Here is a 12,523-nt window from a genome sequence, read left to right as displayed (position 1 = left end):
GGGCGGATACCGTGACGCATACGGGAAGCAGAAGACCGCGCCCGGAACGTTCACTCACCGACCGGCAGCACTACGGGCAGCAGCGAAGAAGGAAGCCGAAGTTCGTGAAATGCGAACAAAGGACACACCCGTCACGTGGGGCGAATGGTCGAAAGAATGGCAAGCACACCGGGACATAGCCGCATCCACGAAACTCACCGATGAACAACGCATCGACCTGCATGTGATGCCAAGGTGGGGAAAGACTGCACTATCGGATATCACCCGCGCCGACGTTAAGCGATGGGTTGCCGAACTAAAGGCGAACCACAAACCCACCACGGTCAACCGCATAGTCGGCCTACTGAACACGTCATTACGCGAAGCCGTTGACCACGAACTGATTCACGTGAACCCCGCACAGGGAGTCAGGTTGAAAACTGGTGAGGTCACACACGAACGGTTCCTCACCAAAGCGGAAGTGGACAGAGTGTGCGCACATTTGTCCCCGCAGTGGGCGAAACTGACATACCTGCTCGCCTATACGGGCCTCAGGTGGGGTGAAGCGGCAGGGTTACAGCCGCATCGGTTTGATCGTAAGCGTGGTGTGATTCTCGTTGCCGAAGTGTGGGATGAGAAGAACGGGCAGTTGCTCGATTATCCGAAGGGGAAGAAGCGTCGTACCGTGCCGGTCCCTAAATGGCTTCATGAGTCGATAGGGGGCACGGACCCGGTGATTCTGTCGCCGCGTGGCGAACGGCCCCGCAGCAGGTCTTTGCGGCGCGCTCTGGATGATGCGGCGGTTGCGGCGAAGGTTGAACCGTTCCGCATCCATGATCTACGCCATTCGTTCGCGTCGTGGCTGATTCAGGGTGGTGTGCCGGTGGAGGAAGTTCGGCGGCTGCTTGGTCACACCAGCATTCAGACCACGCAACGGTATGCGCATCTTGCGGAGGTTCCGAATGAGGATGTGTTGAACGCGCTTCTGTGAATGATGGTGAATGTGAGAGAACCCCCGACCGTGTTTGGTCGGGGGTTCTCTGTGTTGCGTGTTGATGCTCTGTTAACGGTGACGCAATTCGTGTCCCGCTTTTTCCGTGTTGTGCCTGGTGAGACTGTGAGCCCCCTGTCAGACTCGAACTGACGACCTTCGCTTTACAAGAGCGGTGCTCTACCAACTGAGCTAAGGAGGCGTGGTGCAGACCGAGCGTCTGCGCCTACACGATAGTAGTCCATGGCCCGTGCCCGCCACAAAACTGCGGGGACGGCGAAGGCCAGCCACCACCTCCGCGGGGACGACGAAGGCCAGCCACCACCTCCGCGGGGACGGCGAAGGCCAGCCCCCACCTCGGCGGGAACCGGCCTTCGCAAGCGATGCGCTCAGCTGAAGCGCCTCGGCGATCAGCCCTTGACTTCTCCGGTGGCCTTGAGGATCTCGGTGGCGAGCGCCTGCGGGTCACTGGTGTTCTCGGTGTGCTTGCCGTTGATGAGCACCCACGGGGTGGCCTCGACCTTGTCGTCCAGGGCGCTCTGGCTCGACTGCTCGACGAACTTCTTGAACGTCTGGTCGGTGACGCAGGACTCCACGGTCTGCTCGGGATCGGCCTTGAGCTTGGCCGAAGTGTCGATTCCGGCGTCCTTGGCCACCTTGAGCAGCTCGTCGTCGGAGCGCCCCTCGGTGCCCTCTTCGGGCTGCTGGGCGTAGAGCGCATCGAAGAGGTCGATGGCCTTGTCCGGCTGGCTGTCGACGACGCAGGCGGCGAGGTTGGCCGAACGGGTCGAGTACTCGTTGCCGCTGGACATGCGATCGAGGAACGACACGGGCTTGTAGTTGATGACGATCGTTCCCTCATCGGCGAGCTTCTTCAGCATGCCGGAGTTCGACTCTTCGAAGGCCTTGCAGCCCGGGCACTGGAAGTCGAGGTAGACCGTGACCGTGGCGGCGTCCTTCTTCGCGCCGGCGTCGGTCGCGGCGGGAAGGTCGGACTCCTCACCTTCCGGCATCTTCAACGGCTGGACGAGAGCGTTGTCCTTGGAGACCGTGATCCCCTCGGAGACGTAGTTCTCGGGATTCACCGCCGGCTTGTTCTGCTGGAATATGAGCACACCGACCACGGCCAGGACTACGACGATGACGACACCGATGCCGACGTACAGAATCGTCTTGGCGGTCTTCTCCTTCTTCGCCTGATTCGCTGCGATCTGGCGGGCGTTCTCACGCGCCTTCTTGCGCTTGTCATCTCCGGAGCTGTTCTTCGCCATTGTTCCTCACGTTGGATCGTCTGACATCGGTGCGGCCTGCGGCCCGAAGCGTGCGGGGCGGCTGTGGCGACCCGACGGCACCACTGTACCGAAACTGTCTCCGCACCGGCTCCCAGAAATATTCAAGGTTCAACTAGAGCCCGTCACTCGCTGCGCTGCCCAGACCGAACCCGCCCGAGAGTCCCCGCGCTGCCCAGACCGAACCCGCCCGAGAGTCCCCGCGCTGCCCAGACCGAACCCGACCGAGAGTCCCCGCGCTGCCCAGACCGAACCCGACCGAGGGTCCCGCGTGCCGGGCACGCCCGGCAGGCTTCCCTGGCAAGGTGTCCAATCGCTTACACCGGCCCCGGCAGGTAGTCGAAGGGATTGATCGGCAGCGGCCACCAGGACATGGCCGCTCCCGACTGGATGACCATGACCGCGAGCACTACGAGCAGTGCCGTCACCGCCAGCGCGATGAGCCGCCCCAGGTGGTTCCGCGTTGCGCCCGAGACGACTGCTCTGGAGCCGTAGCGCAGGCTCGACGCTCCCGGACCGACCCACAGCACGAGCGAGCCCGCGGCCCCAGCGGCCCACACCGACCACTGTTCGGAATCGCCGCTGGGCACGATCCCTGCGATGTCGAGTCGCGTGAGCACGAGCATGGCGACGGCCGCGATCGTCGGCAGGATGAAGGAGGCGATCGATGTCAGGACCGATGCCAGCACCGCTCCCGGCGCCGAGGCGAGCGCCCGCCCGAATCCGCCCGATTCCATTCCGCGTTCGAACCGGTACCGCTGGACCTTCCGGTCCAGACGCGTGCCCGTGCGTGCGAGCACCGACCAGAGCAGCGCCACGACACAGATGACCAGCGGACTCAGCGGCATGACGGCTACGGCGAGGACGATGAGACCGAAGACGACCCATCCGCCGCTGCGCACCCGCCGGTAGGTCATCGGGGCCCACGGATATCCGGGCTGCCCGCCCGGCTGCATCGCCTGCCCGTCCGGTCCGCCGGGCTGGCCGATCTGCCCGCTCTGGCCTCCGGGCTGCATGATCTGGCCGCCGGCACCCTGATTGCCCGCACCATGGCCTCGGGCATCGGGACCGCTCTGACCGGACCACGACCTCTGCCCGTTGCCGGACTGGACGAATCCTGACCGGCCGAGGTCGGCGCCGGCCATCCGAGATCCAGGAGCGGCCTGGATGCTGCCGTTCGGATTACCGACCGGCGGCGCCGTGCCCTGCCGCGTCGGATCGGACGTCTGCCCGGGTCCGTACCCCGAGCCGCCGAGGTGGCCGGAACCTCCATGATTCGTCGGACGACTGGAACCCGGGTACTGCGGCTGTCCGGCATGGCCCGGACCGCCGACACCCGGACCGCCGACACCGGGCCCGCCGTCAGCGGCTCCTGGATAACCAGACCCCGAATACCCCGAGCCCGGATACCCCGATCCTGCGTAGTCCCCGCGCGCTCCGCCGCGCCCGTCGGCCGCTCCGGATCCGGCTCCCCCGGGCCCGGCCGCACCGTAGCCGGCAGCGCCGCCGGCCACTCCCCCGGCCAGCGCACCACCGGCAGCGCCGAGAGCGCCGGCCCCGAGGCCACCGCCGCCGGAACCACCACCGGCAGCGCCCTCATCCACGGCAGGCATGACCGCGGTTCCGCTCGGGGAACGATTGATGCCGCCCCCGGGCCCGGCACCGGATCCTCCGCTGGGCCCGGAGCCGAGCTGCGGCATCCGTCCGGACTCGATGTCGACGAGGGCGTCAAGGATCATCTGCCCTGAGGGGCGACGTTCGGGCTTCGGGTCAAGGCAGGCGGCGATGAGGGGCACGAAGTTCTTCGGCGCCCCATCGAGATCGAACTTGCCCATGGCAACTCGTCCGAGCACCGCCTCGAGCGGTCCGGAACCGTAGGGATTGCGACCGGTCGCGGCGAAGGCCATCGTCGCGGCCCACCCCCACCAGTCGGTCTTCTCGCTCGAGGCCCTCCCGTCGGCGATCTCCGGCGACAGGTAGCCGGGCGTGCCCATGACGAGTCCGGTCGCGGTCACCCGCACCTCATCGGCGACCTGGGCGATGCCGAAGTCGATGACCATGGGCTCTCCGTCCATGATCATCACGTTCGCGGGTTTGAGGTCGCGGTGGATGACACCGGCGTCATGGACGGCGTTGAGGGAGTCGAGCAGCGCATGCCCGAAGTGGACGAGTTCGTCCTCGGCGAAGGGGCCGTTGTCGCGGACGTCATCGGACAGCGTCTGCCCGTCGACGAATTCGGTGATGATGAACGGCTGCGCGGAGTCGAGCTCGGCATCGAGTACCTCGGCGATGCGGGGGTGGCGGATGCGCCGCAGGGTCCGTGTCTCCCTGGCCAGACGCTTGCGCGCAGTCTCGTCATTGGCGATGTGGGGGTGGAGGACCTTGACGGCGACCGGGTTGTTTCCGCCGTCGACACCGAGGTAGACGACACCCATGCCGCCCGAGCCGAGCTCCTCGATGAGGCGGTAGCCCCCCAGTTCCTGAACCATCACCTGGCCAAGCCTAGTCGAGCGGGTACAGTTCATTCCAAGGACCGACACAGGAGGAAGCGCAGATGAGCACCGTCGACTCTGCCGAGCCGAGCACCGAGACCCCCACCGACGGAAGCGATTTCGTCGTCGTGGCCAACCGTCTTCCCGTCGACCGCGACCCCGATGATCAGCACGCGCAATGGCGCACCTCACCTGGGGGTTTGGTCACAGCGGTGGCTCCGGTGATGAAGTCCCAGGAGGGCGCGTGGATCGGGTGGACGGGGGTGCCCGATGAGGAGTTCGAACCCTTCACGATCGACGGCATGCACCTGACCCCGGTGTCCCTGACGAGTGAGGATGTCCTCAGGTATTACGAAGGGTTCTCCAACGCCACACTGTGGCCGCTCTACCACGATGTCATCGTTCCGCCCGAGTACCACCGCACATGGTGGGACGCGTATGTGCGGGTGAATGAGCGCTTCGCGGCCAAGGTCGCCGAGGTGGCCGCGCAGTGCGCGACCGTGTGGGTCCATGATTATCAGCTCCAGTTGGTTCCGCAGATGGTGCGGCGGCTGCGCCCCGACCTCGCGATCGGCTTCTTCAACCACATCCCGTTCCCTCCCTATGAGCTCTTCGCCCAGCTGCCCTGGCGCGATGAGATCCTCCGCGGCCTCCTCGGCGCCGACCTCATCGGGTTCCAACGGCCGGCGGACGCGGCGAACTTCCGTCGCGCCGTGCGCGGGCGACTGGGATATTCGACGAAGGGGTCGACGGTCTCGGTCCCGCCGGGTGACTTCCTCCCCGCCCACCTCGTCCGCGCCGAGTCGTTCCCGATCTCGATCGACACCCCCTACCTCGAGGAGCTCGCTCGCGATCCGAAGATCCTCGAGCGGGCGAAGCAGATCCGCGAGGAGGTCGGCAATCCGCGGGTGGTCATGCTCGGCGTCGATCGCATGGACTACACGAAGGGCATCCGACACCGGCTCAAGGCGTTCGGGGAGCTGCTCGCCGAGGGCCGTCTCGAAGTCGAGGACGTCGTGCTCATCCAGATCGCCACGCCTTCGCGCGAGCGGCTCGAGCAGTACAAGATCATCCGCCACGACGTCGAACTCGCCGTCGGTCGGATCAACGGCGAACAGGTCGACGTGGGCTCGATCCCCGTGCGCTACCTCCACCATTCCTACCCGCGCGATGAGATGACGGCGTTCTTCCTCGCCGCCGACGTCATGTTGGTCACCGCTCTGCGCGACGGAATGAACCTCGTGGCCAAGGAGTATGTGGCCTGCCGCAGGCGAGACGACGGAGCCCTCGTGCTCTCCGAGTTCACCGGGGCGGCCGAACAGCTCAAGGGCGCGGTGATGGTCAATCCCCATGACATCGCCGACCTCAAGGCGGGCATCCTCGAGGCCGTGCAGATGGACGAGAAGACCCGCTCCCGTCGGATGAAGCAGATGCGCAAGCGGGTCGCCACGGACACCGTGAGCCGGTGGTCGCAGAACTTCCTCGCCGAGCTCGAGCACATCAAGCACAATCCCGAGGTCATCGTCCCCGATGGGCCCGTGGTGCAGAAGAACCGGACCGCACCGCCACCGGATGTGCCAGCCGCCCCCTCCGATCGCGCCGACCGACCCGATGATGCCGAGTGGACAGACGACATCTCCACCGCCCGCTAGGAGGCGCCGAGTGACATCGAAGCCGACCGTGCTCGTCCCTGCCCTGTCGACCCCCGCCGAGGTGGACCTGCGTGAGCTCGCCACCGCCGATTCCCTGCTGGTTGCTCTTGATTTCGATGGAGTGCTCGCACCCCTGCAGGACGATCCCGAGACCTCGCAGATGACCGCGGGATCGGCCGCGGCGATCGCTGCCCTGGCCAGGCTGCCGCACACCCGGGTGGCGTTGGTCTCCGGCCGTGACATCGCGACCCTGTCACGGCTGACCGAGACACCGGAGTCGGTGTGGATGATCGGCTCCCACGGCGCCGAGGCGGCGCTCGGCTCGGGCATCGAGAGTGACCGTGCCGGAATCGCCCCTGTCGGAGACGACGGCGCGGACCTCGCACACGGCACCGGGGCCTCGCACTCCCCCGAGCTCACCGCGGCCGAGCAGGAGAGGCTCACGGCCATCGATGCACACATCGAGGCCTTCGAAGACGCTTTTCCGCCGACAGCACCGGAGATGCTGACGGACCTGCTCGTCGAGCGCAAACCCTATTCGCGGACCGTGCACACCCGCGGCTTCGACCCCGAGGTCGCCGCTGCCCTGCACGAGCACGCCATGCAGGTCGCCGAGGAGTTCCCCGACATCCGGGTCATCGAGGGCCACGACATCACCGAGCTCGCGGTCAAGCAGGCGACGAAGGGCGACGGCCTGCGGCTCCTGGCCCGCGCGGGAGCGCCGACGGCGATGGCCTATCTCGGCGACGACGTCACCGATGAGGATGCTTTCGCCGCCCTGCACGATCTGTCAGCCGACCAGACTCTCGATTCCGGCCCGACTGACAAAACCGGCCAGACTGACAAAACCGGTCTGCCTGACGAAGCCGGCCCGACTCTCGACGCCGGCCTGACCGTCAAGGTCGGCACCGCTCCGACTCAGGCGAGGTGGCGGATCACCGGGCCCGATGCCGTGGCCGATCTCCTCGGCCGACTCGCAGCCGAACGTGCGGACCACCTCGGCGCGGAGCACCTCCGTGCGGAGCACTTCGGCACCGAGCGCGGCTGAACCGCCCCGGCGGATGATGTCCGTCGATCTCCGGCCCTCGCCCGGCCGCCTCGGCGCGGTCATCCACCGGTCGATCCGCGATCATCGGTCGGCCGCCTCGGCGAGGGCCTTCGCACTCCCCCGCGGTGCCCACGCCGCTCAGCGGCGCTGCGGGGGTACCGCACTGGCGCGCAGCACGAGATCGGGGTTGACGGTGTAGTCGACATGGACACGGTCCTCACCGGCGGCGATCATTCCGCGGATCTCGTCGATCGCGGACTGTGCGACGGTCGCCCAGTCGTAGACGACCTGCGAGAGCGGGGGTTCGATGACATCGGCATCGGGCACGTCGCCGACCGTGAGCACGGACAGATCGCGGGGCACGTCGAGGCGCAGACGCTGAGCGGCCTCGAGCAGACCGAAGGACAGCGACGGGGCGCACGCGATGACCGCAGTGCACCGCAGATCGATGAGTTCGTCAGCGGCGGCGACTCCGGCCATCGCCCCTCCTGCGGCCTCGACGACGGGGGCCTGATCGCGGGTGGCGGGAATGTGGAGGATGCCGGCCATCGACCGGCGGAACCCGGCGATCCGGGCCGGTGCCGCGGAATCGCGCAGCACCGCGAGTCCGATCCGACGGTGCCCGAGGTGGACGAGGTGGGCCACAGCAGTATCGATGCCTCCGGTCGCGTCGAGGTAGATGCGCGAGATCCCGTCGTCGTGACGGGCATTCGAGATGCGGATGAGCGGCAGCCCGCGCTGGGCGAGCACCCCCGCGAGCACTCCGGCGGCACCGCCGCCGACGACGATGGCCCCGGAGACCCGCGGGCCGCCGCGTCCGTCGTCGAGGATCGTCTCGGCGAGGGTCTCATTGTGTTCGGCCACGGCTTCGATGTGGACGACGGCGATGCGCAGGCCGAACATCCGGTTCGTCAGAATCTCGGCCAGCCGCGAATAGGGGTCGACATTGCCCGCGGACACCGCGGGTTTGATGAGAGCGATGAGCGGTTCTCCGCCCGCGGGCTCCGAGGTGCGCGAACGCCCGGAGACCTGCGGCTCGAGACCGTGACCGGCCGCGCCGAGGATGGCCAGCGCCTGCTGCACCTTCTGCCTCGACGACGCTGAGACCGAGTCGGGATCGCGCAGGGCGCGAGAGGCCGTGGCCTTCGAAACCCCGGCGGTGCCGGCGATCTCGGCGAGACGGACGTGCCGGTGCTCGGGCGTGAGCGCGTGCCCAGCGCTGTTCTGTTCGCTCACTGCCGGGCCGCCGTCGTCGAGGTGCGGGCGATGAGGCGGGGCCGGAACACCGGCGGCACTGTCGGCACCCCTGTCGTCGAGATCCGCAGAGTATTGAGAGTCGCCGCGACCAGCGCGTTCGACAGGCCCTCGATGTCGAGGCCGAGGACCGTGGCCGGCGGACCGGTGAACTTCATCGTCGGGGAGTCGCCGAAGCCGACGATCGACATGTCGCGAGGCACCTGCAGGTGCCGGTTGCGCAGTCCGTAGAGGGCGCCGTGCAGCTGCAGCGCCGACTGCACGATGACCGCGGTGCAGGTCGCGTCCTTGAGCTCAAGCACCGCTCGCGAGCCGCCGGAGAACGACTTCGGCACCCGTGCGATCCAGTCCTCGAGGTCGAGTCCGAGATTCCGTGCGGGGTGTTCGGCGAGGAAGCGGCGGATCAGCTGGACGGCGAGTTCGCCGCTGTCGTTGCAGATCAGACCGATCCGCCGGTGACCGATCGCACGCAGATGTTCGAACGCGGTGGTCATTCCGCCGCCGAGGTCGAGCCGAGCGGCGATGAGGTCGGAGCCGCCGAGGTCCTCACCGTCGCTGGCGGACTGCTCGTCGACGCGGATACAGGGGATCTCGGTGTGCAGGCTCGTCAGCGTCGGCGTCACCAGGGCCACGGCCCCGGCGTCGATCGCGACCTGCAGCGGTTCGGGATCGGTCTCCACCAGGGGGCGGGTGACGAGCAGATCGTGCTCCTGCAGAGCCTGGGCCACACGGGTGCACACCTGGACCTGCCAGTATTCGGGGTTGCCGGGGGCACTGACGGCCACCAGCCGCCTCGGCGCGTCGTGGAGCAGCGTCGAACGCGAATAGCCGAGCTCATTCATCGCCTCGAAGACCTTGGCACGCGTCGCCTCAGCAACGGCACCGCGCCGGCCGAGGACACGGGAGACCGTGGCCAGGGACACTCCGGCCCGGGCGGCGACCTCGTCGAGCGTGACCTTCATGCGTGCCAGTCTACTTTCGGCTGTTGTGTGCGTCGGCGCAGAGCCATCGTGCTGAGAATCACTCTACGCTTTGTCGAATAGACTGAGCACCCGCCCGATCCACCCCGTAGGATGAGAGGGACTGAGCATCCCCGCCAGGTCACCGACGACCAGCTGCTCACCGAGTTACTTAGAGGAGGACTTATGTCAACGGTGTCGTTGAATGGCCTCAGTCATGTCTACGAGAACACGACGTCCGAGTCCGTGCATCCTTTCAACCTCTTCGTCGACACGGGCGAATTCCTCGTCCTCTACGGCCCGTCCGGGTCCGGCAAATCGACGATCCTGAGGATGCTCCACGGGCTCGAGACCCCGAAGACCGGGACCATCCTCATCGATGGCGTCGACATCACCCACACCGCAGTCAACGACCGCGACGTCACCCTCGCGCTCGAGAGCTACGCCCTCTACCCGCACATGAGCGTGCGCGACAACCTCGGCTTCGCGCTGCGCGTCGACGGCCTGCCCGTCGAGGAGATCACCGACCGCGTCGAATCCGTGATGGAGACGATCGGGCTCACCGACATCCTCGACTCCGTTCCCGGCGACCTCACCCAGCTGCAGCGCCAGACCGTCGCGCTGGCACGTGCCGTCGTCCGCCGGCCCAAGGTGCTCATCATGGACGAGCCCGTAGTCAACCTCGTCCCCGAGCAGCAGGCCGAAACCCTGTCGCTGATCAAGGAGCTCCAGCAGGAGTTCGAGCTGACCACCATCTATGCGACCTCCGACCTCGCCGATGCGAAGGTCCTCGGCGACCGGATCGCCTTCCTCGACCGCGGCAGGCTCATCGGAGTGGAGAAGCCCGAACTCGCCGAGGCGCTCGTGTCCTCCACCGACCCGGACTCGGTCTCACACACCGACCCGACCTCGACCCCGGACGAGTAACCCGTGCCGGGCATCCCGTCCCAGCCTTCGTCCGCGGGCACAGCGGGCGCGCCCGGCACGACGCCCGAGCCGGGTTCAGCATCGGAGCCCAGCACGGCGCCCGAGATCCACACGGTCCGCCACGCCGATCGCACCGCTCTCGCCGAACTGCCGTGGCATCTGCCGCTGGCACAGTGGCCGCAGAAGCTCCTCGGCGGACTCCCCCGCGGCATCTCCCGCCATGTGGTGCGCTATGTCGAGATCGGCGACGAAGTCCTCGCGATCAAGGAGACCGAGGACAAGCAGGCGATGCGGGAGTTCGACATCCTCGGGGCACTGGGCAACCTCGACGTGCCGCTGGTCGAACCGCGTGCCGTCGTCAGCGGCCGGACCACCGCAGACGGGCAGAGGCTCAACGGCGCACTCATCACCGCCTACCTCGAATTCTCCCTTCCCTACCGGGCGCTGTTCTCCCGGGATCTCGCCTCGGACACCGGCGGCCGCCTCGTCGACGCTCTGGCTGTGCTGCTCGCCCGGCTCCACCTCGTCGGGTTCTACTGGGGCGACGTCTCACTGTCGAACACCCTCTTCCGCCGTGACGCCGACGCCTACGCCGCGTACGTCGTCGATGCGGAGACCGGGGAGCTGCACGACCAGCTCTCCGACGGGCAGCGGAACATGGACCTGCGGATCGCGCGGATGAACATCGCCGGTGACTTCCTCGACCTGCAGGCCGCGGGGCTCGTCGATCCCGAGACCGATCCGATGGCCGCCGGGCAGCGCCTGTGCGAGTCGTATCAGGCGCTGTGGACGGAGCTGACCCGTGTCGAGGAGTTCAGCGTCAACGAACGCTGGCGCATCGACGAACGCATCCGCCGCCTCAACGATCTCGGCTTCGACCTCGGCGAGGTGACAGTGACGACCGACCTCGACGGCATCAGCCTGCTCGTCGAACCGAAGGTCGTCGAACCCAATCACCATTCCCGGCGTCTGCTGCGCCTGACCGGCATCGGGGCGAACGAGAACCAGGCACGGGCGATGCTCAACGACCTCGACTCGTTCCGCTCCGCCCCGGAGATCGCCGAGGTGGACGAACTCGACGAATCCGAGGCCGCCCGACGCTGGCTCGACGAGGTCTACAAACCCCTCATCCAGGCGATCCCGGAGAACCTCACCCGCAAGCTCGAGCCGGGACAGATCTTCTACGAATTCGCCGAACATCGGCGGACGATGGCCCGCGCCCGGCAGCGCGACATCCCGACCATGGAGGCCATCGCCTACTTCATCGTCGACTACCTCGCGAACCTCCCCGACGAGATCCGCTACGTCGACAGCGAGAAGTTCTGACCCTCGCCGAGGCGGCCCGCCCCGCTGCACGGACGTGCCGATGGGAGGGGCGAACAATCGATTGGGGATGTGCAAAGGACTTCATAAAGTTGGTACTCCGTGTCGAACCAGATGGGTCGTCACCGAACGCAGCGGCGGCACCTCGCTGAGACTACGTAAGGCTACTCATTCGAAAACGAGCGACCTGGCAAATTGCGAGCCAAGTACTCTGCACCAGTACTTCCAGTCTCAGCGGGGAGCCGCCGTTCGGATTGCGCGAGGCCAACCTGGCTACGCCAATAGATCGACTTGGAGCCCTGCAGTGACGGGTTCAAATAGCAGGAGTCACGCGCTATTCGAATCCCGGAGGCGACGAAAGCGCTGAATCAGCAGGATAACCATTCCTGCAAGCGCGACCAGCGGGAACGCCAACCCAAGAGCGAAAGACGCAGGCCCACTGTGAGCCTCCGTGAAAAATAGCATCCCTCCTACTGCGAAGGTCATACCTAGTGCAAAAGCTCCAATTAGCTCTCCCATGCCGACTCCTGTTCCGCTTTCTCGACTCATGGTTTCCCGCCACCACAGGGAGGGCACACTTGGCCGCCGACTTTTTCGCAGCAATACTTG

Annotated in this window: 9 protein-coding genes and 1 tRNA gene; 5 read left to right on the top strand and 5 right to left on the bottom strand. The window is 66.7% G+C overall.

Translation table 11 applies throughout. The annotated features are described in order from the left end of the window. The first annotated feature begins 109 nt into the window (after positions 1-109). Positions 110-970: a tyrosine-type recombinase/integrase gene (locus HK401_RS00935; RefSeq protein WP_181272781.1), complete on the top strand. Its 861-nt coding sequence runs from the start codon at positions 110-112 to the stop codon at positions 968-970. Positions 971-1,099: 129 nt separating this feature from the next. Here HK401_RS00935 and HK401_RS00930 read toward each other — a convergent pair. From HK401_RS00930 to HK401_RS00920, 3 genes are all read right to left on the bottom strand, one after another. Then, a tRNA-Thr gene (locus HK401_RS00930) sits at positions 1,100-1,172 on the bottom strand. Between the two features lie 208 nt (positions 1,173-1,380). Then, the gene (locus HK401_RS00925; RefSeq protein ID WP_181272780.1) at positions 1,381-2,241 is read right to left on the bottom strand and encodes a DsbA family protein; all 861 of its coding nucleotides are present in this window, start codon (positions 2,239-2,241) and stop codon (positions 1,381-1,383) included. A gap of 335 nt (positions 2,242-2,576) precedes the next feature. After that, on the bottom strand, positions 2,577-4,748 hold the full coding sequence (locus tag HK401_RS00920) for a serine/threonine-protein kinase (RefSeq protein WP_181272779.1): 2,172 nt from the start codon (positions 4,746-4,748) through the stop codon (positions 2,577-2,579). A gap of 65 nt (positions 4,749-4,813) precedes the next feature. Between HK401_RS00920 and HK401_RS00915 the strand changes: the two genes are divergently transcribed. Both HK401_RS00915 and HK401_RS00910 read left to right on the top strand, forming a co-directional pair. Further along, positions 4,814-6,403, top strand: coding sequence for an alpha,alpha-trehalose-phosphate synthase (UDP-forming) (locus tag HK401_RS00915; protein ID WP_181272778.1), 1,590 nt, complete (start codon positions 4,814-4,816; stop codon positions 6,401-6,403). Between the two features lie 10 nt (positions 6,404-6,413). Continuing rightward, the gene (locus HK401_RS00910; protein ID WP_181272777.1) at positions 6,414-7,451 is read left to right on the top strand and encodes a trehalose-phosphatase; all 1,038 of its coding nucleotides are present in this window, start codon (positions 6,414-6,416) and stop codon (positions 7,449-7,451) included. A gap of 138 nt (positions 7,452-7,589) precedes the next feature. Here HK401_RS00910 and HK401_RS00905 read toward each other — a convergent pair whose 3' ends face one another. Together HK401_RS00905 and HK401_RS00900 are read right to left on the bottom strand one after the other, a co-directional pair. After that, the gene (locus HK401_RS00905; protein WP_181272776.1) at positions 7,590-8,687 is read right to left on the bottom strand and encodes a LacI family DNA-binding transcriptional regulator; all 1,098 of its coding nucleotides are present in this window, start codon (positions 8,685-8,687) and stop codon (positions 7,590-7,592) included. After that, positions 8,684-9,667, bottom strand: coding sequence for a LacI family DNA-binding transcriptional regulator (locus HK401_RS00900; RefSeq protein WP_181272775.1), 984 nt, complete (start codon positions 9,665-9,667; stop codon positions 8,684-8,686). The genes HK401_RS00905 and HK401_RS00900 overlap by 4 nt, the downstream gene beginning before the upstream one ends. A gap of 183 nt (positions 9,668-9,850) precedes the next feature. Between HK401_RS00900 and HK401_RS00895 the strand changes: the two genes are divergently transcribed. Both HK401_RS00895 and HK401_RS00890 read left to right on the top strand, forming a co-directional pair. Continuing rightward, positions 9,851-10,591, top strand: a complete 741-nt coding sequence (locus HK401_RS00895) for an ABC transporter ATP-binding protein (protein ID WP_258233899.1) — start codon at positions 9,851-9,853, stop codon at positions 10,589-10,591. A gap of 3 nt (positions 10,592-10,594) precedes the next feature. Continuing rightward, positions 10,595-11,917 (top strand): DUF4032 domain-containing protein, encoded by a 1,323-nt coding sequence (locus HK401_RS00890; RefSeq protein ID WP_309135875.1) that lies wholly within the window; start codon positions 10,595-10,597, stop codon positions 11,915-11,917. The last annotated feature ends 606 nt before the right edge of the window (positions 11,918-12,523 follow it).

The sequence above is a fragment of the Brevibacterium oceani genome, from assembly GCF_013623835.1.
GTDB lineage: Bacteria > Actinomycetota > Actinomycetes > Actinomycetales > Brevibacteriaceae > Brevibacterium > Brevibacterium oceani.
This window is presented reverse-complemented; position numbering and strand designations above follow the sequence as displayed.

What these genes read in the sequence shown, in the direction of transcription:
- HK401_RS00935 (WP_181272781.1), top strand. Translation starts at nt 110, where the DNA reads ATGCGAACAAAGGACACACCCGTCACGTGGGGCGAATGGTCGAAAGAA.
- HK401_RS00925 (WP_181272780.1), bottom strand. Translation starts at nt 2,241, where the DNA reads ATGGCGAAGAACAGCTCCGGAGATGACAAGCGCAAGAAGGCGCGTGAG.
- HK401_RS00920 (WP_181272779.1), bottom strand. Translation starts at nt 4,748, where the DNA reads ATGGTTCAGGAACTGGGGGGCTACCGCCTCATCGAGGAGCTCGGCTCG.
- HK401_RS00915 (WP_181272778.1), top strand. Translation starts at nt 4,814, where the DNA reads ATGAGCACCGTCGACTCTGCCGAGCCGAGCACCGAGACCCCCACCGAC.
- HK401_RS00900 (WP_181272775.1), bottom strand. Translation starts at nt 9,667, where the DNA reads ATGAAGGTCACGCTCGACGAGGTCGCCGCCCGGGCCGGAGTGTCCCTG.
- HK401_RS00895 (WP_258233899.1), top strand. Translation starts at nt 9,851, where the DNA reads ATGTCAACGGTGTCGTTGAATGGCCTCAGTCATGTCTACGAGAACACG.